Consider the following 22097-nt stretch of genomic DNA (forward strand, 5'->3'; position numbering starts at 1 on the left):
GGGATATCATACTCAACAACATTTCAAACGCTGGAATAACGTCCCTTTATTCGCTAATGTTATTATAATGTTACCATGTGGGGAGTGTGGGTTTAAATATTACGCTTAAGAATGTTATGCGAGATGAATAGTTACGCCGTGTAACCATTTCCTGTGCAAAGCAATGTAAATGTTACACAAGAAAAACGCATCTTGATTCATGCTGAATCATTTTGTTACATTCTGCTTTGCCCTAAAGTCAAATTTCTTGTCGAAAGTCAAAACCTGGCGATTTTTTGTGTGAGTGAACCCCTCCACAGAATGACAATGCCGGCGTCGAAAGCCGTCTTATACCGGCGTGGACTGTTACTTCATCTTTCTAATCCTGAAGCCGTGCTGGTCTGGTTGGCCATTCTGTCATTGGGCGCGCATCCCCATGCCCCCGACTATGTAATGCCGCTGATGGTGACTGGTTGTGCACTTTTAGGCGTGCTGGTATTTGGTAGCCATGCGTTAGTTTTTTCAACCGTGACGATGAATCGGGTCTATATAAAAGCCCGCCGGGGTATTGAAGGCCTGTTTGCCCTGTTTTTCGGTGCCGCAGGTATCAAGCTGTTGCTCTCCCGCCAGTAGAGTTACTCCGCTGCCACCTGTTATCAGGTGAGCAGCACCCTAACGCTATCCCTGATTCGCCTGCTTCTGGCGCCTCTCCTCATGACGCTTTGCCTCTGCTGACAATATGTCAAAAGTTTGATCTTCTTCTCAAAATGTAAATTACCCGGCCGCAGGGCGTATTAGTTTCGTCATGTTACCGTTAACATGCCAGCGCTGGAGTGAAGCATTTTTGACCTGTTTCTCTGTCACTACTACCTGCCATGATAAAGGCGGGAACACAATCAAGGTGCTGCCTTGAGGCGCGCCGTCTGCTGGAGAAGAAATTCATGCCGTTAATCATCGTTGCTATTGGCGTAGTGCTGCTACTACTGCTGATGATCCGTTTTAAGCTAAATGGGTTTATTGCCCTGATATTGGTTGCACTGGCGGTCGGGGTAATGCAGGGCATGCCGGTCAATAAGGTTATTGGGTCGATCAAAGCTGGCGTAGGCGGAACCTTGGGTAGCCTGGCGCTGATCATGGGCTTCGGTGCCATGTTAGGCAAACTGCTGGCCGACTGCGGCGGCGCACAGCGCATTGCCACTACCCTTATCGCCAGGTTTGGTGAAAAACATATCCAGTGGGCGGTAGTGCTTACCGGATTCACCGTAGGTTTCGCATTATTTTATGAAGTGGGCTTCGTGCTGATGCTGCCGCTGGTGCTGACTATTGCTGCTGCGGCCCGCGTGCCGCTGCTGTTTGTTGGCGTCCCGATGGCGGCTGCACTTTCTGTGACGCACGGTTTTTTACCGCCGCATCCTGGCCCGACGGCTATCGCGACGCTGTTCCATGCTGATATGGGCAAAACTCTGCTGTTCGGTACGCTGTTAGGTATTCCTACGGTAATCCTCGCCGGCCCGGTCTTCGCACGCTTTTTAAAGAAAATCGATAAACCGATCCCACAAGGTTTGTACAACCCAAAAACCTTTACCGAAGCGGAAATGCCTTCGTTTGCGGTCAGCGTCTGGACTGCGCTGGTTCCGGTGGTGCTTATGGCGTTCAGAGCCGTAGCGGAAATGGTGTTGCCAAAAGGCCATGCGCTGCTGCCTTATGCCGAGTTTTTTGGCGATCCGATCATGGCAACGCTGATTGCGGTATTAATCGCACTTTTCACCTTTGGACTCAATCGGGGCCGCACCATGGATCAGGTAATGGATACGCTTACCGATTCCATTAAGATTATTGCAATGATGCTGCTGATTATCGGCGGCGGCGGGGCCTTCAAGCAGGTGCTGGTCGATAGCGGCGTGGACAAATACATCGCAAGTTTGATGGAAGGCAGTGCCGTTTCGCCGATCCTGATGGCCTGGTCAATCGCTGCCGCGCTGCGCATTGCGCTGGGTTCAGCAACGGTTGCGGCGATTACCGCGGGTGGGATTGTCGCGCCCATTATTGCCACTACCGGCGTCAGTCCAGAACTGATGGTGATTGCAGTGGGTTCGGGCAGCGTGATTTTCTCACATGTTAACGATCCGGGTTTTTGGCTGTTTAAAGAATATTTTAATTTGACGATCGGGGAAACGATGCGTTCCTGGTCAGTACTGGAAACCATTATTGCCGTCTGCGGTCTGGCAGGTTGCCTGCTGATGCAGGCAGTGATTTAAGCGCGTCCGTCGACTAATCGGAAACGAGGGGTTTCCGGTTAGTCCGCATAATTCATTTCGCCGTTTTACTTCCTTAATTTCACAGGAAAAATTTATTTCCTCACCAGTATAAATAAGAGAAAGTTGCCAATAACCAAAGCGGGTAAGTATACTATCTCCTTGAATTGCTTATATTTTAAGACTTAAGTCAAATTTCTGAGAGTGACTCTTCTTTTTCCTCAGGGCTGTTTTGCTTTATTACTGGCGCAGGCCAGCAGGCCTTAACGTCTAAAACGCTGTTTTTCGGTTTCTCACTTTTATTGGTTGGCAGGCATTAGCCTTGGGGATTATTTAGTTTGGAAAATCAACACTCAGATATCAACGCGACGGTACCCGAACTGTCGCTGAAGGGCATTCCTTCTACCATTCTTCGGCTGGGTAAGCATCTGGCCGACATGAAATATCAAATCGATATTTTAGGAAAAAATGGCTGGGCTGAACTGACGGCAAATCTGCACGGACTCGAACCGAGTGGTGAATGGGATGGCCCGGACGATGCGTTGACTTTTTTCAGCAAAATTTTCCCCTTTGCGATGCTACCGGCGGAGACTGAACCGTTAGGCGTGTTCAATGTTCCGACCGAGCGGGTGATTAGCCGTAGCGGTCAATGGTGGCCCGATCACCTGAACGGCAACAGCGAAGCAAAATTGCGGGAACACCTTAATGGCCCTTTTGCGGCAGAAGGCACTTCCTGGTACTTTTTACCTGCGCTTGGTGTGCTTCTGGCAGCACAAGGTCAGAGCCGCGTTAACTACTGCCGCCAACATCATATTCCTTATATAACGGCCCGGATCAGTCATCTTGATTATCCTCCTGCCGATCGTTTTCGTCTTTATCACGTCACCAGAGGCGCAACGCGGCAAAGCTGGATCGTGATGAACGATCGCTATCTCCAGCAGATTCACCTGCCACGAATCACGTTGCCCGCGCTGACGACGTATGGCGTACATAGCGGCAGCTGGCCCCTGACGTTTCCGCCTGTGGAGCGTATTTTCGAAGAGTTGCATAACCCGCAACCCGCTGAAAACTTCATTGCGCCCTGTGTCGATCTGGCGGCGGTGAAAGCCCGCATGAAAGCAGAAAAGGAAATGGAAAAAAGAGCGAAAAAACCGGTCAAAATGGCGCTGAGCGATATGGATATTACTAATATCTGGCCTGTAAACATGACGCTTTCGTTTTTCTTCCTGGTGGCGCTGGTAGCCGCAGGATTAACGACGGGAGAGGGTTGGATGGGCGGTCTGAGTATGCTGCTGTGCGGAATGGCTGGCAGCCTGTTACTGTTCATTGCGACGCCGGTTTTCCTGGTGAGTAAACGGCATCATCGTGCTTATCAACCTGAATCTGTCGCGCCAGAAGCATTGGAAGAGCCTGAAACAGTAACGGAATCACCTCCGACTACGCCAGCGGCGTAAGCGCAGGGCCATTAACAAGGCCCTGCGTCAGTGGTTTTAATGGGGTTGCTGAAAACCGGCTTTCACCATTTCGTCCCGGAACGCGTTAGTAATGGTGTGATTACCGCCCGTCACCGGGTAAACCACGTTGTTGATCACGTCATCAAGGTAGTGCTCATTAAATTCCTGGCAGGTCACTTCAGCACCGCCCTCATCATTAATCGCAATCGTACCTCTGATGTGATTGCCGCTATCTTTTGCTTTCAGGCTGTATCGGCCCAAACTGCTATTAATTGTGCTCATAAGATCTCCTTGTTAACCATCAGGGAAAGTCATAGCAAGTGAGTTTATAACCAACGACGCAGTTATTTTAACGAGTGGCTTTTAGCGTGCCTAAACATTCTCTGTAAAGAAAACGCAGTTTGCGATCGCAATCGCAAAAAAATTGCGAAAAAAAGCCCGACCGGTTTATTTTTTTAAGTTATTGATTTTGATGACTATACAAAAAAAGGGGCGATAGCGTAAATCGACAGGCGTTGGGCCACTGTTCTGGCATTTTTTGCGGGTCTGAAAGCAGAGTGGCAGAACTTCTTCTATACTCAAGTCACTACATCGTAGTGCTTTTTTTCAATATGGCTGAGGAAATGGAATGAAAATTATTCTCTGGATTATCGCGATTATCTTTATTGTCGGCCTGCTGACGCTTACTGGTGTCTTTAAAGTCCTGTTCTGATAAAGCTCTGGGTGGCAGTGCGTGTACCTGTATTGTCACCTTTTGCCTGTCGGGCCAAAAAGCTCGGTCAGCCGCTGCGGTAGTTTAGTTTTTTCTGCCGTGATGCGGCACTCTTCCTCTTCTCCATGCACCGTTCCCATGGCTTTCGTTCTGAAAAGACAATCCTTCAACGTAACAGGTTTCTGACAATTAGCGCAGACCGCACCATGATGTTTACCAAAATGGCCATCACTGGTGGTAAATATAAATCCCGCATGACCACACTTCCAGCAACGTATTCTCATGCCGGTTCCTCTTTCTGTATGCTTCTGAATGAGATTAATCTTACCAAAAAAAAAACTTAGATCGATAAATATTATTTATCAGTTGCGTATATTGATATTAACCGTTAACAACATGATTACTAACATCAAATTGTAACTGCTTTGCCTGGCTCATTAGAACTGACGATGAAAAGCACTCGTTTCAATCACTTTATTTTTCTTTTTGCTTAAATAAGCATTAATTGCGCAAAAGAGATGATTTAGATCAATATTTGATTAATGTATCCGATAAACGAGAAATTAAAGTTTAAACAGGCTTAATAAAAAATTTGTTTTTTTGACTTTTTTGCAAGTTATTTTTTGACTTGAATCAGGTTTATTGAACCAGCGCTATAAAAACCCTCCGGCGATTTTTTGTTCACGGTCATTCAGGAACCGTTTAAGCCTGATGTTTACAATAATGGCGTAACAGCAGCACCCCCGTTTTTTTACTTTTCCCGGCGGTGGCGTGCATTTTGTCAACACTCTTGGTTATCGGTAGATAAAAGTGAAATCAGACAAATCTTCTCTCATTATGCTGGGCATTGCTGGTTGCATTGCCTTAAGTAGTCCGGGGCATGCGCAAACGCTGGGTAGTGCTATCTCAAGCGGCTGGCAGGGCTTCAGCAACAGGGTCAGCACGACATGGAACGATCCGCAGGGTTACGATCTTTATGTACCTGCAATCACCTGGCATAACCGCTGGACCTACGACCGGGACAAAACCAACAGCTATAATGAGCGCCCGTGGGGCGCGGGTGGCGGTATTTCCCGTTATGATGACCAGGGCAACTGGAACGGTTTGTATCTGATGGCTTTCAAAGATTCCTATAATAAATGGGAACCTTTTGGTGGCTATGGCTGGGAAAAGATCTGGCGTCCGCTGGAGGATCAAAACTTTCGGCTGGGAATCGGTTATACAGCCGGGGTGACGGCGCGTGATAACTGGAAGTATATCCCCGTTCCGGCTCTCCTGCCGCTTGCTTCAGTGGGTTACCGCAAGGCCACCTTCCAGATGACTTATATTCCAGGTAGTTACAACAATGGCAACGTCTATTTTGCCTGGTTCAGATGGCAGTTTTAACGGCGGAAGTTATCTGAAATTATATTGTTATTGCAAAAAAGGCGATATTTATCACTTTTTCGCGATTGGCCACTGGACAAAAGCCTCGGCAATTGCTGTACTAACTGCCGACACAGTTTAGTGTCCATTTTTCATGTAAAGGTAATATAGATGTCTAAGATTAAAGGTAGCGTTAAGTGGTTTAATGAGTCCAAAGGATTCGGTTTCATTACTCCTGAAGATGGTAGCAAAGACGTGTTCGTACACTTCTCTGCCATCCAGAGCAACGGTTTCAAAACTCTGGCTGAAGGTCAGCGTGTAGAGTTCGAAATCACCAACGGTGCCAAAGGCCCATCTGCTGCTAACGTTGCCGCTATTTAAGTTATCAGACAGAATTTTAAAAACCCGCCTGATGGCGGGTTTTTTTTAACCTCAATTTCTCCCCTCGCGCTCCCCGCCGCTTTTTGTGAACGCTATTTTCTTCTTTCACGCTTTGCGTAAAGATTGTGGCAAAAAATTATTCAAGAAACATTAATGTTTCTCCGCAATAGCTGGCGTGACTCGCTTTTCCGCTGGCCGCGTATCTCCTTGAGCGTTTTATGTAACATGAGGCGTTTGCTTATTGCGTCAGGCTGGCTATAAATTTTGTACGTCGTGAAGCCCAACGCTGAGATCGCAGGCTTAAATCCACAGGAGGAATAATGAAGATTCGTCTGGCGAAGGCCGGGGACAGTTTTGCCCTGAGTGCCCTGTTAACCGAACTGGGCTATGAGAATACCGAAACCTTTATTGAAAGGCGTCTGGCCCAGCTGATCAACGATCGCACTGAAAGGCTGCTTGTGGCTGAATATAACGGTATCGTTTTAGGCTTTCTCTCGCTGCATTTCATTCCACAGCTGGCTTTGGCAGGAGATTTTGCGCGTGTCAGCTACTTCTGTATCGCTGAGGGAGAACGAAGCGCAGGCATGGGCCACCAGCTGCTACAGCATGCGGAACAGCTGGCTAAAGAAAGAGGCTGCGACCGGATGGAAGTCCATTGCCACCAGCGCAGACTCAAGGCCAATGCCTTTTATGAGCGGGAAGGATACAGCGAGTCCCCCCGTTATCTGATTAAAGATCTGAGCGAATAGCGCTCGAGTCCAGTCCGCTTGCCAGCACCAGCGCATCTGCAATGCTGTCGATTTCGTTGCTGGCTAACCTGGCGGTACTGACGCGTATAAACTGATTACTGCCGCTGCGGCACCTTTCACCAGGCAGCACGGCGATCCCTCTTGCGGCAAGTGTGATCATGGCAAACTGCTCAGACTGCACCGGAATATAAAGGCTCAAACCATCACGATCGGGAAGATCAAGCCCTCGCTTAGCCAGCGCATCCAGCAGGCTGCGACGACGTTGCCGATAAATTGCTTTGGCCCGTTGGATTTGCTGCTGCGTGCCGCTATCGTTAATCATCCATGCCACTGCCTGTTGCAAAATGCGGCTGGTCCAGCTGGCGCCAAAATTACGCCAGGAGTGAATGCGTTTGATCAATGCCTGCGGGCCGGAAAGCACGGCCAGACGTAAATCCGGGCCATAGGCTTTTGAGTAGGAGCGCACATGCAGTGTTCGATCAGGGTAATGGTGCCCCAGACTTTGTGCTGGCCTCGCTGCCAGTTCACCAATGCCGTCGTCTTCGATGATTAGCGTATTGCTGCCCGCCAGGATCTGCGCCAGCTCCTCACTGCGAGTTTTACTAACAGCATGACCGGTTGCGGAATGGGTGCCGGGCTGGTAGATCAGCGCCGTCGCGCCTTTATTCAGCAACATTTTTAGTGCGCCAGGTAACGGCCCCTGTTCGTCACAGGCCAGCGGCATCACTTCTGCGCCAATGTTGTCGAGCATATCCAGCAGCCTCGTTGCCGTTGGATCTTCAATAATGACTTTGTCTCCCGGCATAAATAACGTTTGTGCGATACAGTTCATCGCATCGAATCCGCCATCCGTCGCCAGCCAGGCCTCCGCCGGAAAAGGCCAGCCGGGTTGGATTGCCGCCAGTAATCCAGGGGCGATAGCCTCACGCTGATAGCTGTTCAACTGAGGGCACTGAATGCCTTGCAGCATCGCTTCTCGCAGGTCCGGTAGCAGGGCAGGATCGGGCGAAGCCATAGCAAGGTCGGCGCGAATATTACTGCCATAATTACCAATCTTCTCAAAACGTACCGGTCTTGCCGTGAGGTTATCGCCACATACCCAGACGCCGCTGCGGCCTTTTCCGGCAATCGCTTTCTGACGCTTGAGTTGCCCCCACGCGGCTGAAACCGTAGCCGGACTTACCGTTAAAATCTCTGCAAGCGTGCGTACCGGCGGCAGAGAAGTTCCTGGCGGGATTTCCCCAGATCGAATCAGTTCAGCAACCGCGGCGGCAATGCCTTTAATGGAAACGTCATTAATGCGTGCTGCCAGCCAGTCAGGGTCCAGCGTCGGGGTCATAAGAAATCCATTTGTTCAGTAACAAAGAAATTATTGTACAGATAATATCCTGGTCGTAGTATCGAAATTGTACAAAATGATTTTTTACCGGCGTTGCCTTGCAAACGCATTGACTGACACGAGAGAAAAAATGGTTACGATCAGACTGGCCGTTCGGGACTGGGACTATTTCACGCCGTTGGCGCTGGGTGACATCAAGCCTGAAGGCTTTGCGCTGGAAGTTCATCGCGTAGGAACGCTGGTCGGTGAGTTAGCTACCAGCCCGGACTATGACGCAGCGGAGGTCTCCTTCAGCCGCTATGCTCAACTCAGGGCAAAAGGGGACACATCATTACTGGCGCTGCCGCATTTTTTAATGCGGGGGTTTCGTCAGCGCTGCATCATTACTACTGAAGACAGCCCAATCGTCTCGCTGGAACAGCTAAAAGGTAAAAATATTGGCGTTACAGGCTGGCAGGATTCCGGTAATACCTGGACTCGTGCGCTGCTGCGTGAAGCGGGAGTTGATATCAACGCCGCTTACTGGTTCGCAGGACGTTTAACCGCCGAACATCCGATCGTTGACCGTCTGAATGGTTTTGGTCGTCCCGGACGTATCGAAGCCGCACCGGGCGAGCACCCCCTGATCGATCTGCTGAAAGCGGGAGAGCTGGACGCTATCTTTACGCCCTTTATGCCCCAGGGATTTTTCCTGCCAGACTCCGGCCTGCGTCAGCTACAAACCGATTTCCGCCAGGCAGAACTAGCCTATTTTCAGCGTGTTGGTTATATCCCCGGTCATCACGTATTGGCATGCAAACCTGAGCTGGCGCTGGCGCATCCTGACGTCCCCCAGGCGCTGAGCGAACTTATCGATCGTTCTGCCCGACTCTGGTACGAGAAGCGGGAAAAATACGCGGATACCACCCCCTGGCTGCTCGACGATCTGCGCCGTACCGCGCAGGATTTACCGGCGAACTGGCAGGCTAATGGCCTTGAGGCCAATCGCAAGATGATTGGCGATTTCGCCACCGAGCTTTTCGAGCAGGGAATTGTTTCTCAACGCCTTACGCCGGAGGATCTCTTCCCGGCTGCACTGAAAGGAGCATAACGATGAAAGTTGCCTTAGGACAGTTTGCGGTCAGCCGTGAATGGCAGGATAACGCAGCAACCTGCATCAGTTTAATGACGCAGGCACAGGCGGGTGGGGCAGAGCTGCTGGTATTGCCGGAAGGCGTACTGGCACGCGATATCGCCGATCCGGACCTGGTTCTGAAAGCTGCCCAGCCGCTGAACGGTCCATTCCTCAGTGACATTTACGCGGCCAGTCGCGGCAATAATCTGACCACTATTATGACCGTGCACGTACCGACGGATGAAGGTAAAGCCCTGAACGTGCTCATCGCCGTGCGCAATGGTGAGATCGTCGCCCGTTACGACAAACTGCATCTTTATGATGCCTTCGCCATGCAGGAGTCCCGCAACGTCACCGCAGGCAATGAGGTTCCGCCGCTGCTTGAGGTCGCAGGAATGAAAGTCGGCCTGATGACGTGCTATGACGTGCGCTTTCCCGAACAGGCGCGCCGGTTAGTACTGGACGGTGCCGATGTGCTGGTATTGCCCGCCGCCTGGGTAAAAGGGCCGCTAAAAGAGATGCATTGGGAAGTGCTGGTGACCGCTCGTGCACTTGAAAACACCTGCTATCTGGTTGCCGTTGGAGAATGTGGCCCGCGCAATATCGGCAACAGCCTGGTTGTTGATCCGCTGGGTGTGGCGATAGCAAAAGCGGCCGAAGCGCCAGCGCTGGTTTTCGCCGATGTCGATCCCGCCCGTATTGCGCACGCGCGCCAGGTTTTACCGGTACTGGAAAATCGCCGTTTTGCTCGCCCTGAACTCAACTAAAACCGCGGGAAAACTATTGATGAAGATGAAAGCAACGGCTATTGCTTTGGCGATGGGCTTAATAGCAAGCAGCGCGCAGGCCACAGAGAGCATTCCGGTACAGAACGTCGATCCTGCACTGCACGACCGTTTACCGGCCGATATCAAACAGGCTGGCAAGATGATTTCCGTGAACAACGGATCTTTTCCGCCGTACGAGATCGTCGAAGGACCCACGTCGATGAGTGGGGCTTCTGCGGATCTTACCGAAGCGCTGGCCCAGCTGCTGGGCATCAAAATTGAACACGCAACCGTCAGCGGTCTGTCGGGCGTACTGGCGGGGATCAAATCGGGCCGCTATCAGTTGGCCATCGGTCCGGTTGGCGACTATCCCGACAGGCAGCAAAAAAACGATTTTATCGACTACGTGCAGGAGTTTGTGGTGTTTGCCGTACAAAAAGGGAATCCGGCGCACATTAACGGGCTGGAAGATACCTGCGGGAAACGAATTGCCGTTATGGCCGCAGGCTCTGCCGAGCAGGTGATCCGCAAACAGTCCCTGGTGTGTACGGATGCAGGCAAACCTGCCGTCACGGTGCAGTCTTTTACCGATCAGCCTTCCTCTATTTTAGCCGTCCGCTCAAAACGCTCTGATGCCTTTTTCTCTTCTCAAGCCCCGCTGGTGTATTTTGTTCAGCAGGCGCATGGCCAGCTGGAACTCACCGGGCAAGGCAAGAAAAATGGCTTTGGTGATATTTTTCAGGGAACCGTAGTGCCAAAAGACTCAGCGCTGGGCAAGGTGGTGCTGGACGGCTACAACGTGCTGTTTGCCAACGGAACCTATGCGGCAATCATGAAAAAATGGCAGCTGGACGGCAACACTATCCCGCAGCCTGGATTCAATTTGGCTAAGGGGACAGGAAAATGACGACGGGTACCACGAATTCACGGGCCAGGGAAAGGGCAGACGTGCAACAGCGCGACGTGGCTTTTGCCCGTAGCGTACCGCGTTACGGTCGCCTGGCCAGCTGGATTGTGGTGCTGCTGATTGCCGCCAACGCGAGCTGGCTGGTGGCAACCAATCCCAATTTCGAATGGCAGGTCGTGCTGAAATGGTTTACCGAAGCCTCGGTGCTGAAGGGGTTGCAGGTCACGCTTGGCCTGACGCTCGTTTCAATGGTGCTCGGCACGCTGTCAGGATTGCTGTTGGCCGTTGCCCGCCTGTCGGAAAACCGTCTGCTCAGAGGATTATCGGGTCTTTACATCTGGTTTTTCCGCGGCACGCCGCTGCTGGTACAGCTAATCTTCTGGTACAACATGTCTACGCTGTTTCCCACTATTACGCTGGGTATTCCTTTAGGCGGCCCGATTCTGGCCAGCTGGAACACCAACGATTTGATCACACCCTTAACCGCGGCTATCGCCGGGCTGGCGCTCAACGAGGCGGCGTATATGGCCGAGATTATCCGTGCAGGTTTGCAGTCGGTGGATAGCGGTCAGGTAGAAACCACTCAGGCGTTTGGCATGAGCCGTGCTCGCGCACTGCGCCGTATCATTATCCCTCAGGCGATGCGCTCGATTATTCCGCCAACCGGTAATCAGTTGATCAGTATGATTAAAGCGACCTCTCTGGTCAGCGTTATTGCAATGGGCGATCTGCTCTATTCGGTGCAGTCGATCTATAACCGCACTTTTGAAGTGATCCCAATGCTAATGGTTGCCGTGATCTGGTATCTGCTGATTACCTCGGTGTTGAATATCGGGCAATCGGCTATTGAACGCTACTACTCACGTGGGATACGTCGTTCATCATCAGCAACGAAACGCCGTTTGCCCTCGGCGGAGACTAAAGCCAGTCCGCTGGTTAACCGTCCTTTACTGCATAAGGAAGATGTATGAACCCGATGCCGCTGATACGTGCCAGAAATGTGCAGAAAAGCTACGGTGATAATGAGGTGCTGAAGGGGATCGACCTTGATGTAATGCCGGGCGAAGTGGTAGTGATCCTTGGCCCTTCCGGCTCGGGAAAATCGACTTTTTTACGCTGCATCAATCATCTGGAAGATATGAATGCCGGGTCGATTATGATCGGTGAACATCAGGTGGGTTACGAGCTTAAAAAGGGGATGTTGCATCGTCTTTCTGCGCGCAAAATCGCTAAACAGCGGCAGGAAATCGGCATGGTCTTTCAGCAGTTCAACCTCTATCCGCATATGACCGTGTTGCAGAATATCATTGAAGCGCCAACAGGCGTCCACAAGCAACCGCGGGAAGAGGCGATTCGTTACGCCAGAGAATTACTGGCGACGGTCGGGCTGAGTGATAAGGCTGATGCCTGGCCACGTCATCTCTCTGGGGGGCAACAGCAGCGCGTAGCGATTGCGAGAGCGCTGGCAATCCGTCCTAAGCTGATGCTGTTTGATGAACCCACTTCGGCACTGGATCCCGAGCTGGTCGGTGAAGTGTTGGCAACGATGCGTACGCTGGCGGATCGGGGATTAACGATGGTGGTTGTGACTCACGAAATAGGGTTCGCCCGTGAGGCTGCCGATCGGGTGGTATTTATGGACGGGGGCGTAGTGGTAGAGCAGGGGCCGCCGGATCGGGTGCTGGTTGCCCCAAAACATCCGCGATTTCAGGCTTTCCTGAGCCGTTTTATCTGATATGATCGGTGTGCCGTTGTGCAGATATTACTCTGTTACAGATTGCGGTTGTATTGACCAGCGATCTGCGCGTTAATACACTTTATGGTTATTGGCCTTTAGGGTCAGGTTAAAATAAAGAAGGTGTGTATGGAAGGTATCAGTATTGCCAAGCTGCTGATTATTGGTGCTCTGATCGTATTGCTGTTCGGAACCAACAAGTTACGATCTCTCGGTGGCGATCTGGGGTCAGCAATTAAGGGCTTTAAAAAGGCCATGAGCGACGACGACACTTCCGCGAAAAAAGCGCCGGTCGCTGAAGAAAAACCTGCTGAGCAAGTTGCACACAAAGAGTAATTCTCAGCTGGCACCATAAAAAAACGGATGACCTGTCATCCGTTTTTAGTTTCTGTTACCAAAATGTAAAATTTTATAACTTCTGAAACGATCTGTCGGATTAAAACGGTCCGCTATGAACCGTTTTGCCGCGCATTATTTCACTTCCAATCCTTTCGCCTGCATATCTGCATGATAAGAAGAACGTACAAACGGGCCGCAGGCTGCGTGCGTAAAGCCCATTTCCATTGCCGCTTCTTTCATCTCATCAAATTCTGCCGGACTGACGTAACGCTGTACGGGGAGATGATGGCGGCTTGGCTGCAAATATTGCCCCAGTGTCAGCATGGTGACGCCGTGGCGGCGCAGATCGCGCATCACTTCGACGATTTCCGCATTGGTTTCGCCCAGCCCAACCATCAAGCCTGATTTCGTGGGGATATCCGGATGCGCTTCTTTAAAACGTTCCAGTAATTTCAGCGACCACTCATAGTTAGCGCCCGGCCGAACCTGACGATAAACACGCGGCACGTTTTCCAGATTGTGGTTAAAGACGTCTGGCGGCGTGGCGGTAAGAATATCCAGCGCACGATCCATACGGCCACGGAAGTCAGGCACTAACGTTTCAATCTTGATATTGGGGCTTTTTGCCCGAATAGCCGTAATGCAATCTGCAAAGTGCTGTGCGCCGCCGTCACGTAAATCATCGCGATCGACAGAAGTAATAACCACATAACGCAGGCCCATATCGGCGATCGTCTGACCCAGTTTTTCGGGTTCGTTAGCATCAGGCTGGATCGGACGGCCATGCGCCACATCGCAGAACGGGCAACGGCGGGTACAAATTGCCCCGAGGATCATAAAGGTTGCGGTGCCGTGATTAAAACATTCAGCAAGGTTAGGGCAGGAAGCCTCTTCACAGACGGAATGCAGACCGTTTTTACGCATAGCGGCTTTGATGCCCTGAATGCGGCTGGAATCGGCAGGGAGTTTGATTTTCATCCACTCCGGCTTACGTAAGATCTCTGGGCGTTCTGTGACCACGGTTTTTACCGGGATCAGCGCCATTTTATCGGCATCGCGGTATTTGACGCCGCGTTCCATCTGAATGGGTTTACTCATAATCTTGCAAGTTCCAGGTTGGCATGCGCTAATCATCCGCAAAAACGAGCTGTAGTATTAAACTTTTTTTGATAAAGCACGAAAATTATATCATCTCAGGTGCCAGGTTTCAGCCTGCTGAAGGCAGAAAATGTGACAGAATTGTAAATTTAACGCCATTCTTCCCGCAATAATATCAACGCGTCCAATAACTCTGCTGCCCGCTTCGCACCCGTGCACTCATTACGATATCCAGCGGACGGCAGGGATAGAAAGCTGCCGGGCAAAATGTTCAATCAGTAACGGCTGAATGTCTGCCAGCGTGGTGCCTGCTTTCAGATCGGAAACCTGAGTCATTTCCAGGCCCGCATAGCCGCAAGGATTGATGCGGTGAAAAGGGGAGAGGTCCATATCAACGTTCAACGCCAGTCCATGGAAAGAGCAGCCGTTGCGGATACGTAATCCCAATGAGCAGATTTTCTTGCCGCTGACGTAAACGCCAGGCGCATCAGGCCTCGCTGCCGCTTCAATATCAAAATGCGCCAATGTCTCAACCACCGTCTGCTCGATAGCCGTAACCAGCTGGCGAACGCCGGTTTTCCTGCGTTTAAGGTTGAGCAACACGTACATAACTTGCTGGCCTGGACCGTGGTAAGTCACCTGACCGCCGCGGTCGCTCTGCATCACCGGGATATCCCCTGGACCAAGCAGATGCTCAGCTTTACCGGCCTGACCTTGAGTGAATACCGGCAGATGCTCGACCAGCCAGATTTCATCGGGGGTATCTTCGTCGCGCTGATTGGTAAAGTCGTGCATTGCCTGAGAGACAGGCGCCCATGGCTGTAGGCCAAGCTGGCGAATAAGCAGAGTTTCGTGCGGCAAAATGGCGGTCCGGTGAAGGAGTCAGACGGGCAGTATAACGCTGACAGAGGACGACAACCAGTCGCCTCCTGTCAGGCATGGCGCCTACAGCACCATGCGAACGATTTCGATTTTACCCAGCTCGTCGTACAGCGTTTCTACCTGCTCAATGTGCGTCGCCGTGATGGTAATAGAAACCGAGTGGTAGTTGCCTTTGCTGCTCGGTTTTACGTCCGGAGAGTAGTCACCCGGCGCGTGGCGCTGAACAACTTCAACCACTTGATCCACCAGCTCTGGCTGTGCCAGACCCATTACTTTATAAGTAAAGGGAGTTGGAAATTCGAGTAGTTCTTTAAGATTGGTTTTCATAAGGGCTCCGGTAACGCCAAAACAAAGACTCCCGCGTACGCGGGAGCCTACAGATAATCTCAATATGGGGTGCATTAACGCCGAAATCAAGAGGTCAATACAACCTGTTTCAAGGCATATTGCCGCTGATGGCGTCAGGGTTTAGCCAAACCAGTGATGGAACATCAGCTTAATATAATCCACGATGCGGCCAAAGAATCCACCTTCAGGCATTTCATTAAGCACCACCAGCGGATGTTGCTCAATAGTTTTGCCGTCCAGTTGGAAGTTGATGGTACCCACCACCTGGTTTTTAGCCAGCGGTGCATGCAGTTCGGTATTGGACAGCCTGTAGCTTGCTTTCAGATCCTTCATGCGGCCACGAGGAATGGTCAGATAAACATCTTTTTCCACGCCGAGCTGAACGCGATCGCTGTTACCAAACCAAACCGGCTCGGAAGCAAACTCTTTTCCTGCTTTCAGCGGCGCCACGGTTTCAAAGAAACGGAAGCCCCAGGTCAGGAGCTTCTTGCTCTCAACTTCACGCCCTTTAAAGGTACGTCCGCCCATCACTGCTGAGATCAGGCGCATCTGGCCTTCCGTTGCAGAAGCGACAATATTATAGCCAGCCGCCTCGGTATGACCGGTTTTGATGCCGTCAACTTGTAAGCTGGTGTCCCACAGCAGGCCGTTGCGGTTGGTCTGGCGGATATTGTTAAAGGTAAAATCTTTCTCTTTATAAACTGCGTATTCATCCGGCACATCACGAATCAGTGCCTGACCGATCAACGCCATATCGCGTGCGGAGCTGTATTGTCCGTCAGCATCCAGGCCATGAACCGTCTGGAAGTGGGTGTTTTGCAGGCCAATCGCTTTAACGTAGTTGTTCATCAGGCCAACAAACGCATCCTGACTTCCCGCCACATAATCCGCCATCGCCACGCATGCATCGTTACCCGATTGCAGCACGATACCACGGGTCAGCTGTGAAACCGGCACGCGGTCGCCCGGCTTCAGGAACATCAGTGAAGAGCCTTTGAACACCGGGTTTCCGGTTGCCCAGGCATCTTTACCCACGGTGACAACGTCTTCCTGATGAATTTTACCTGCTTTTACCGCCTGACCGATGACGTAGCTGGTCATCATTTTAGTCAGGCTGGCCGGATCGCGGCGCGCATCGGCATTTTTCTCTGCTAATACTTTGCCCGAGTTGTAGTCGATCAGGACATAGGCTTCAGCATCAATATCCGGAACGCCTGGGATCATTGTTTTAATATTTACGTCTTCAGCGTGAGCGAAGCTGGTCAGGCTGAGGGCAATCAGCGAGCCTGCCGTGAGGCGTTTAAGCAGTGGGAAAGAGGTGAGATTGTTCATGTAGGACTACAACATCCGTGGCTAAGTTAAAAAAGTGACTCACTATAGCAAAAGCGGTTCTGCCCGGCATCCGTCTTTACCTGAGTGACAGACAAGTCATTGCAGATAAAAGACAAAGGCCGGGACAGCATCACATTTTGCCTGGTGCGACGGTAATAAAGGACGTCAGGCTGGCTTCGCTGGAAAGCCGCTGCTGCAACGCGCTGGCCTGCTGACGCGAACTGAAATGACCCAGCTGGACGCGGTAAACATTTCCCCGACTGTCTACTTTACCGGGTACGCCAAACTGCTTGCTTAATGAATTCATTAGCTGATGAGCGCGGCTGGCATCGCTCAGGGCACCGACCTGCACAACATATCCTGTACCGGAAGCCGTTGCTGCTTCGGATGCGACTGGCGACGAGGCGGCAGCCGGCGCGGATATCGCCGCAGGTGCTGGCTCAGGTGCGGTAACCGGAGCCGGTTCGTTGCCTTCCAGTATGCCGTTGCGTAATGGCTGCGGTGCACCGAGGAAACCGCTGCTACGTACGGGCGCACCCATATTGTCATCACTATTCAGGCTGCTGTTATCAACCGGGCGGGATTCAGATTCCTGCGGCGAACTCATTGTCGGCTGTGCCGAAGTTTGATCCGCGCCAGCACCCATCACGACCATACCGCCAGCAATGTCCGGGCGCGCCGGTAAGGCATAGCTCTGTTTCGCAACCGTGGTGCCTATTGTTCCCGGTCCCGACAGGGAACCGTCGGGTGCGACGTTGATAAAGTCCACTTTTACGCGGGTATTATTGGAAATATTCAGACGATCGCCTGCCGCTTTTGACAGGCTGATGATACGGCCAGGCTGAGCAGGGCCACGATCGTTAACGCGTACAACCAGCTGACGTCCATTTGCCAGGTTAGTAACCCGCACATAAGAAGGCAATGGTAAAGTCGGATGACCCGCGGTCAATGCTTCAAGATCGTATTGCTCGCCGGTGGCGGTACGACTGCCGTTGGCCGTTTCGCTGTACCAGCTCGCCAGCCCCGTTTCGCTAAAGTTAGATGCATCTTTCATGACACGATAATTTTTGCCGTTGGCGCGATAATCCTGATTTGCGCCAGGATTAAGGGGTTCATAGCGAGGTTCCACGCCGCCGATTTCAACAACAGGCCCGTTATAGGCGGGCTGTTGCTGAGTCACGGGTGCCTGCTGTTGTTCAGTAGTATTGCAGGCTGCCAGCATCGCTGTAGCCAGGCCAATCCAGAGCCAATCCTTACGCATGTATAAGCCTCTTATACGCTTTTCGACAACAGTTTACGGTGGGTATGGATCGACATAATAATGCCAAATCCGGCCATCAAAACAATCAGTGCGGAACCGCCATAACTCACCAGCGGCAACGGCACGCCTACCACCGGCAATATACCGCTGACCATGCCAATATTCACGAACACATAGACAAAGAAAATCAGCATCAGACCCCCGGCCATCACCCGGCCAAAGGTTGTCTGTGCCCGCGCCGCCATCAGCAGGCCGCGCATAATCACCAGCACGTACAGGACCAGCAGCACCAGTACGCCAACTAACCCTAACTCTTCCGCTAAAACCGCAAAGATAAAGTCAGTGTGGCGTTCGGGTAAAAACTCCAGCTGCGACTGTGTACCGTGCAACCAGCCTTTTCCGCGCAGGCCACCTGAGCCGATAGCGATTTTTGACTGAATAATGTGATATCCGGCACCCAGCGGATCGCTTTCCGGATCCAGTAGCATCATGACACGGTCGCGCTGGTAATCATGCATCAGAAAGAACCACAGTACCGGAATAAACGCGGCGACCAGCAGCACAGCCACAAGGATCAGTTTCCAGCTCATACCGGAAAGAAACAGCACAAACAGGCCGGACGCCGCAATCAAAATAGCGGTTCCCAGGTCAGGCTGAGCCGCAACCAGCAGCGTTGGCATAAAGATCAGCACCAGCGCAATGGCGGTATTTTTTAGCGTCGGCGGACAGACATCACGGTTAATAAAGCGAGCCACCATTAGCGGCACGGCGATTTTGGCGATCTCCGAGGGTTGAAAGCGCACCACGCCAAGATCCAGCCAGCGCTGAGCGCCTTTACTGATATGGCCGAATGCATCTACCGCAATCAGTAATACCACGCAAAGGATATAGAGATAGGGCGCCCATCCTTCGTAAACTCTCGGCGGGATTTGCGCCATTACCAGCATCATGACAATGCCCATCGCAATCTGGCCGAGTTTGCGCTCCATCATCCCAGGGTCCTGACCGCTGGCGCTCCAAATAACCAGCGCGCTGTAGACCAGCAGGGCAGAAATCAGAATAAAGAATGTTGGATCGACATGAATTCGGGTCCAGATCGTACGCTTCTGATGACGGTCGTTCATGGTTATTCACCTTCATAGCCAGACGGCACCGGGGCGGCATCTGGCAGGTTTGTATTGTTATCCCCGAGCATAATGTGATCGAGGATCTGACGCATAATGGTGCCGACAGCCGGACCTGCGCCGCCGTTTTCCAGAATCATGGTTACGGCTACGCGAGGCTTGTCGTAAGGGGCAAAAGCGGTCATTAATTTATGGTCTCGCAGCAGCTCGGACACCTTATGGGCGTTATAGGTTTCGTTGGCTTTCAGGCCAAACACCTGAGCCGTACCTGATTTTGCCGCAATTTTATAGGGGGCATCGTCGAAGCTTTTGCGGGCAGTGCCGTTTGGCCTGTTCGCTACGCCATACATTCCGTCTTTGGCAATTTCCCAGTTACCCGAGTGAATATCGGCCACCGGCGGTACCTCCGGCGCACGCCAGGGCACTTTCACGTTGTTTTCTGCGCTCGCCATCATCAGATGCGGCGTTTTAACAATACCGTCGTTAATCAGGATCATCATCGCTTTATTCATCTGCACCGGCGTAGCAGTCCAGTAACCCTGACCGATGCCGACAGGGATGGTATCACCCTGATACCAGGGTTTTTTAAAGCGCTTCATCTTCCATTCGCGAGTTGGCATGTTGCCCGGCGTTTCTTCAGTCAGGTCGATGCCGGAAAGATGACCATAGCCAAACTTGCTCATCCATTCAGAGAGACGATCGATGCCCATATCGTAAGCAACCTGGTAGAAGAAGGTATCTGCCGACTCCTCCAGTGATTTAGTCACGTTCAGACGACCATGGCCCCAATGTTTCCAGTCGCGAAAACGTTTTTCTGAACCTGGCAGCTGCCACCAGCCGGGGTCGAACAGGCTGGTATTGCGGTTGATCACGCCAGCCGAGAGTGCAGATACGGCAATATAAGGTTTGACCGTTGACGCCGGTGGATAGGCACCCTGAGTGGTGCGATTGATTAGCGGACGATTGGGGTCCTGCAACAGCATGTTGTAATCTTTACTGCTGATGCCGTCGACAAACAGGTTTGGGTCATAACTGGGCATGGAGACCAGCGCCAGAACCTCTCCGCTGCGTGGATCGGTGACCACGACGGCGGCACGGCTGCCTGCCAGCAACGTTTCGATATACTGCTGCAATTTTAGATCGATGGTCAGCCAGATATCCTGTCCGGCCTGCGGCGGCTGCTCATGCAGCTGGCGAATTACGCGGCCACGGTTATTAACTTCAACCTCTTCATAGCCGGTTTTGCCATGCAATAAGTCTTCGTAATAACGTTCAATGCCCAGCTTGCCGATATCATGAGTGGCGGCGTAGTTTGGCCATTTTCCGGCTTTATCCAGTCTGTCGACATCACGATCGTTAATTTTAGAGACGTAACCCAGCACGTGGGTCAGGGCAGAATTGTAGGGATAGTAACGGCGCTGATAGCCTTTCACTTCCACGCCGGGAAAAGCGTATTGATTAACCGCAAAGCGGGCAACCTGCACATCGTTCAGGCCTGTTTTGACCGGAATCGAGGTAAAGCGGCGGGAGCGTTTTCGTTCTTTTTCGAAGGCGACCAGATCTTCGTCGGTGAGATCGACAATTGGCCGCAGCGCCAGCAGCGTTTTTTCAAGGTCATCGACTTTTTCCGGAACTAATTCAATCTGATAAATGGTTCGGTTCAGCGCAAGGGGAATGCCATTACGATCGAAAATAATGCCGCGGCTGGGTGCAACAGGCACCAGCTTAATGCGGTTTTCATTTGAGCGGGTACTGTAATCGTTGTAGCGAATAATTTGCAGGTGGTACAGATTGACCACCAGGATACCGGAAAGCAGTAAAATGCCTAAAAAAGCGATCATCGCGCGGCGAACGAACAGCGTTTGCTCGGCGGTATAGTCACGAAAGGAGTTACGTTGTAATTTCATCCGCTGCTTAAGTGTATCCGTTTGAGCTTATTCGCGATGATAGGGGTGATTGGCGGTAATGCTCCAGGCACGATACAAACTCTCTGCCACCAGCACGCGAACCAGCGGATGGGGCAGGGTAAGTTTGGAGAGCGACCAGCTTTGCTCCGCCGCCGCTTTGCAGGCGGGAGAAAGGCCTTCTGGTCCACCAATCAGCAGGCTGACATCGCGACCATCCTGTTTCCAGCGTTCAAGCTGAGAGGCCAGCTGCGGGGTTTCCCACGGCTGACCCGGAATATCCAGCGTGACAATACGATTGCCCTTGCCAACGGCTGCCAGCATCATTTCGCCCTCTTTATCAAGGATACGTTTGATGTCGGCATTTTTACCGCGCTTGCCAGCCGGAACTTCAGTCAGTTCAAACGGCATATCTTTAGGAAAGCGGCGCAGATATTCCAGAAATCCGGTTTGCACCCAATCCGGCATTTTGGTGCCGACGGCGACCAGCTGCAACTTCACCGGTTAACTCCAGAGTTTTTCGAGTTCGTAGAGCTTACGGCTCTCTTCCTGCATAACGTGCACAATGACATCGCCGAGATCGACCACGACCCAATCTGCCGTTGCTTTACCATCCACGCCCAGCGGCTTAAGGCCTGCGGCACGGGATTCCTGCACCACGTGATCTGCAATAGACGCAACGTGACGGGTTGAAGTACCGGTGCAGATGATCATGCAGTCGGTGATACTGGATTTGCCCTGAACGTTAACAGAAACAATATCCTGGCCTTTCAGATCGTCAATCTTATCAATGACGAAGTCTTGGAGTGCTTGACCTTGCAAAAGGTTCCCCTTTGAGTAAATGAGTTATCGCGTCATTATCCCATGACGGCGTTTGAGATTCACGACCATTTAACTATTCTGTGAGTCGTCTTCCCGGCTTTCTGTGTATCAATGCTGAATTTGCATCAAGGAAAAACCTGGCAGCGGAGAATAACAGCCCTGGCCTGAGTGTCAATGGCCGTCACGCTTATCCTGACAGAGTTTTACATGGTGCGGCTAAAGGCGGCTAT

The 22097-nt window shown here is 51.7% G+C and carries 24 protein-coding genes; 12 read left to right on the forward strand and 12 right to left on the reverse strand.

Annotated elements, in window-relative coordinates; translation table 11 throughout:
* Positions 1 to 306: 306 nt before the first annotated feature.
* The 3 genes from EHV07_RS06400 to EHV07_RS06410 all read left to right on the forward strand — a co-directional run bounded on the left by EHV07_RS06400 (position 307) and on the right by EHV07_RS06410 (position 3688).
* Positions 307 to 612, forward strand: coding sequence for a LysE family transporter (locus tag EHV07_RS06400; protein WP_168199601.1), 306 nt, complete (start codon positions 307 to 309; stop codon positions 610 to 612).
* Positions 613 to 920: 308 nt separating this feature from the next.
* Complete coding sequence (gntT, locus tag EHV07_RS06405; protein WP_147196179.1) at positions 921 to 2237, forward strand: gluconate transporter; 1317 nt, start codon at positions 921 to 923, stop codon at positions 2235 to 2237.
* A gap of 335 nt (positions 2238 to 2572) precedes the next feature.
* Positions 2573 to 3688: a hypothetical protein gene (locus EHV07_RS06410; RefSeq protein WP_147196181.1), complete on the forward strand. Its 1116-nt coding sequence runs from the start codon at positions 2573 to 2575 to the stop codon at positions 3686 to 3688.
* Positions 3689 to 3724: 36 nt separating this feature from the next.
* On the opposite strand, the gene EHV07_RS06415 is transcribed toward EHV07_RS06410, so the two are convergent.
* Together EHV07_RS06415 and EHV07_RS06420 are read right to left on the reverse strand one after the other, a co-directional pair.
* On the reverse strand, positions 3725 to 3970 hold the full coding sequence (locus tag EHV07_RS06415) for a hypothetical protein (protein WP_147196183.1): 246 nt from the start codon (positions 3968 to 3970) through the stop codon (positions 3725 to 3727).
* 465 nt (positions 3971 to 4435) lie between these two features.
* Positions 4436 to 4684 carry a hypothetical protein gene (locus tag EHV07_RS06420; protein ID WP_147196185.1) on the reverse strand — a complete coding sequence of 83 codons (249 nt, stop codon included), beginning with the start codon at positions 4682 to 4684 and terminating at the stop codon, positions 4436 to 4438.
* Between the two features lie 553 nt (positions 4685 to 5237).
* Between EHV07_RS06420 and pagP the strand changes: the two genes are divergently transcribed.
* From pagP to EHV07_RS06435, 3 genes are all read left to right on the forward strand, one after another.
* Positions 5238 to 5786, forward strand: a complete 549-nt coding sequence (pagP, locus tag EHV07_RS06425; protein WP_147200550.1) for a lipid IV(A) palmitoyltransferase PagP — start codon at positions 5238 to 5240, stop codon at positions 5784 to 5786.
* A gap of 150 nt (positions 5787 to 5936) precedes the next feature.
* Positions 5937 to 6146 (forward strand): transcription antiterminator/RNA stability regulator CspE, encoded by a 210-nt coding sequence (gene cspE, locus EHV07_RS06430; protein WP_004156612.1) that lies wholly within the window; start codon positions 5937 to 5939, stop codon positions 6144 to 6146.
* Positions 6147 to 6466: 320 nt separating this feature from the next.
* Positions 6467 to 6895 carry a GNAT family N-acetyltransferase gene (locus EHV07_RS06435; RefSeq protein ID WP_147196187.1) on the forward strand — a complete coding sequence of 143 codons (429 nt, stop codon included), beginning with the start codon at positions 6467 to 6469 and terminating at the stop codon, positions 6893 to 6895.
* Here EHV07_RS06435 and EHV07_RS06440 read toward each other — a convergent pair.
* Positions 6876 to 8234, reverse strand: a complete 1359-nt coding sequence (locus tag EHV07_RS06440) for a PLP-dependent aminotransferase family protein (protein ID WP_147196189.1) — start codon at positions 8232 to 8234, stop codon at positions 6876 to 6878. The two genes, EHV07_RS06435 and EHV07_RS06440, sit on opposite strands and share 20 nt — an antisense overlap.
* Positions 8235 to 8364: 130 nt before the next feature.
* On the opposite strand from EHV07_RS06440, the gene EHV07_RS06445 reads away from it, so the two are divergent.
* From EHV07_RS06445 to tatE, 6 genes are all read left to right on the forward strand, one after another.
* A complete protein-coding gene (locus EHV07_RS06445) occupies positions 8365 to 9324 on the forward strand; it encodes a nitrate ABC transporter substrate-binding protein (protein ID WP_147196191.1) in 960 nt (319 codons plus the stop codon).
* A 2-nt stretch (positions 9325 to 9326) separates the two neighbouring features.
* Complete coding sequence (locus EHV07_RS06450; RefSeq protein WP_147196194.1) at positions 9327 to 10115, forward strand: deaminated glutathione amidase; 789 nt, start codon at positions 9327 to 9329, stop codon at positions 10113 to 10115.
* Positions 10116 to 10134: 19 nt separating this feature from the next.
* Entirely contained in the window at positions 10135 to 11022 is an 888-nt protein-coding gene (locus EHV07_RS06455; RefSeq protein ID WP_147196196.1) for an ABC transporter substrate-binding protein, read from the forward strand.
* Positions 11019 to 11993, forward strand: coding sequence for an amino acid ABC transporter permease (locus EHV07_RS06460; RefSeq protein WP_147196198.1), 975 nt, complete (start codon positions 11019 to 11021; stop codon positions 11991 to 11993). Before EHV07_RS06455 ends, EHV07_RS06460 begins: the two co-directional genes overlap by 4 nt.
* A complete protein-coding gene (locus EHV07_RS06465; RefSeq protein ID WP_147196200.1) occupies positions 11990 to 12757 on the forward strand; it encodes an amino acid ABC transporter ATP-binding protein in 768 nt (255 codons plus the stop codon). The genes EHV07_RS06460 and EHV07_RS06465 overlap by 4 nt, the downstream gene beginning before the upstream one ends.
* Before the next feature lie 129 nt (positions 12758 to 12886).
* Positions 12887 to 13093 carry a twin-arginine translocase subunit TatE gene (tatE, locus tag EHV07_RS06470; RefSeq protein ID WP_147196202.1) on the forward strand — a complete coding sequence of 69 codons (207 nt, stop codon included), beginning with the start codon at positions 12887 to 12889 and terminating at the stop codon, positions 13091 to 13093.
* A gap of 135 nt (positions 13094 to 13228) precedes the next feature.
* On the opposite strand, the gene lipA is transcribed toward tatE, so the two are convergent.
* The 9 genes from lipA to rsfS form a co-directional block, all read right to left on the reverse strand.
* Complete coding sequence (lipA, locus tag EHV07_RS06475) at positions 13229 to 14194, reverse strand: lipoyl synthase (protein WP_147196204.1); 966 nt, start codon at positions 14192 to 14194, stop codon at positions 13229 to 13231.
* Between the two features lie 222 nt (positions 14195 to 14416).
* On the reverse strand, positions 14417 to 14989 hold the full coding sequence (gene lipB / locus EHV07_RS06480; protein ID WP_371419681.1) for a lipoyl(octanoyl) transferase LipB: 573 nt from the start codon (positions 14987 to 14989) through the stop codon (positions 14417 to 14419).
* A 150-nt stretch (positions 14990 to 15139) separates the two neighbouring features.
* Positions 15140 to 15403: a DUF493 family protein YbeD gene (gene ybeD, locus EHV07_RS06485; RefSeq protein ID WP_013201269.1), complete on the reverse strand. Its 264-nt coding sequence runs from the start codon at positions 15401 to 15403 to the stop codon at positions 15140 to 15142.
* A 141-nt stretch (positions 15404 to 15544) separates the two neighbouring features.
* A complete protein-coding gene (gene dacA, locus EHV07_RS06490; RefSeq protein ID WP_147196208.1) occupies positions 15545 to 16756 on the reverse strand; it encodes a D-alanyl-D-alanine carboxypeptidase DacA in 1212 nt (403 codons plus the stop codon).
* A gap of 130 nt (positions 16757 to 16886) precedes the next feature.
* Positions 16887 to 18017, reverse strand: a complete 1131-nt coding sequence (rlpA, locus tag EHV07_RS06495; protein WP_147196211.1) for an endolytic peptidoglycan transglycosylase RlpA — start codon at positions 18015 to 18017, stop codon at positions 16887 to 16889.
* 11 nt (positions 18018 to 18028) lie between these two features.
* The gene (mrdB, locus tag EHV07_RS06500; protein WP_147196213.1) at positions 18029 to 19141 is read right to left on the reverse strand and encodes a peptidoglycan glycosyltransferase MrdB; all 1113 of its coding nucleotides are present in this window, start codon (positions 19139 to 19141) and stop codon (positions 18029 to 18031) included.
* 2 nt (positions 19142 to 19143) lie between these two features.
* On the reverse strand, positions 19144 to 21048 hold the full coding sequence (gene mrdA, locus EHV07_RS06505; RefSeq protein WP_147196215.1) for a peptidoglycan DD-transpeptidase MrdA: 1905 nt from the start codon (positions 21046 to 21048) through the stop codon (positions 19144 to 19146).
* A gap of 27 nt (positions 21049 to 21075) precedes the next feature.
* The gene (gene rlmH, locus EHV07_RS06510) at positions 21076 to 21546 is read right to left on the reverse strand and encodes a 23S rRNA (pseudouridine(1915)-N(3))-methyltransferase RlmH (protein WP_147196217.1); all 471 of its coding nucleotides are present in this window, start codon (positions 21544 to 21546) and stop codon (positions 21076 to 21078) included.
* 3 nt (positions 21547 to 21549) lie between these two features.
* Positions 21550 to 21867, reverse strand: a complete 318-nt coding sequence (gene rsfS / locus EHV07_RS06515; protein WP_147196219.1) for a ribosome silencing factor — start codon at positions 21865 to 21867, stop codon at positions 21550 to 21552.
* Positions 21868 to 22097: the final 230 nt, after the last annotated feature.

It is taken from the genome of Pantoea sp. CCBC3-3-1 (assembly GCF_007981265.1).
In the GTDB taxonomy this organism is placed as follows: domain Bacteria; phylum Pseudomonadota; class Gammaproteobacteria; order Enterobacterales; family Enterobacteriaceae; genus Erwinia.

Coding starts and splice junctions, on each gene's coding strand:
- EHV07_RS06450 (WP_147196194.1), top strand. CDS start 9,327: ATGAAAGTTGCCTTAGGACAGTTTGCGGTCAGCCGTGAATGGCAGGAT.
- lipB (WP_371419681.1), bottom strand. CDS start 14,989: ATGCACGACTTTACCAATCAGCGCGACGAAGATACCCCCGATGAAATC.
- EHV07_RS06465 (WP_147196200.1), top strand. CDS start 11,990: ATGAACCCGATGCCGCTGATACGTGCCAGAAATGTGCAGAAAAGCTAC.
- dacA (WP_147196208.1), bottom strand. CDS start 16,756: ATGAACAATCTCACCTCTTTCCCACTGCTTAAACGCCTCACGGCAGGC.
- mrdA (WP_147196215.1), bottom strand. CDS start 21,048: ATGAAATTACAACGTAACTCCTTTCGTGACTATACCGCCGAGCAAACG.
- lipA (WP_147196204.1), bottom strand. CDS start 14,194: ATGAGTAAACCCATTCAGATGGAACGCGGCGTCAAATACCGCGATGCC.
- rlpA (WP_147196211.1), bottom strand. CDS start 18,017: ATGCGTAAGGATTGGCTCTGGATTGGCCTGGCTACAGCGATGCTGGCA.
- mrdB (WP_147196213.1), bottom strand. CDS start 19,141: ATGAACGACCGTCATCAGAAGCGTACGATCTGGACCCGAATTCATGTC.
- EHV07_RS06455 (WP_147196196.1), top strand. CDS start 10,135: ATGAAGATGAAAGCAACGGCTATTGCTTTGGCGATGGGCTTAATAGCA.
- tatE (WP_147196202.1), top strand. CDS start 12,887: ATGGAAGGTATCAGTATTGCCAAGCTGCTGATTATTGGTGCTCTGATC.
- cspE (WP_004156612.1), top strand. CDS start 5,937: ATGTCTAAGATTAAAGGTAGCGTTAAGTGGTTTAATGAGTCCAAAGGA.
- EHV07_RS06400 (WP_168199601.1), top strand. CDS start 307: ATGCCGGCGTCGAAAGCCGTCTTATACCGGCGTGGACTGTTACTTCAT.
- EHV07_RS06435 (WP_147196187.1), top strand. CDS start 6,467: ATGAAGATTCGTCTGGCGAAGGCCGGGGACAGTTTTGCCCTGAGTGCC.
- EHV07_RS06460 (WP_147196198.1), top strand. CDS start 11,019: ATGACGACGGGTACCACGAATTCACGGGCCAGGGAAAGGGCAGACGTG.
- EHV07_RS06415 (WP_147196183.1), bottom strand. CDS start 3,970: ATGAGCACAATTAATAGCAGTTTGGGCCGATACAGCCTGAAAGCAAAA.
- EHV07_RS06420 (WP_147196185.1), bottom strand. CDS start 4,684: ATGAGAATACGTTGCTGGAAGTGTGGTCATGCGGGATTTATATTTACC.
- pagP (WP_147200550.1), top strand. CDS start 5,238: ATGCTGGGCATTGCTGGTTGCATTGCCTTAAGTAGTCCGGGGCATGCG.
- gntT (WP_147196179.1), top strand. CDS start 921: ATGCCGTTAATCATCGTTGCTATTGGCGTAGTGCTGCTACTACTGCTG.
- ybeD (WP_013201269.1), bottom strand. CDS start 15,403: ATGAAAACCAATCTTAAAGAACTACTCGAATTTCCAACTCCCTTTACT.
- EHV07_RS06440 (WP_147196189.1), bottom strand. CDS start 8,234: ATGACCCCGACGCTGGACCCTGACTGGCTGGCAGCACGCATTAATGAC.
- EHV07_RS06445 (WP_147196191.1), top strand. CDS start 8,365: ATGGTTACGATCAGACTGGCCGTTCGGGACTGGGACTATTTCACGCCG.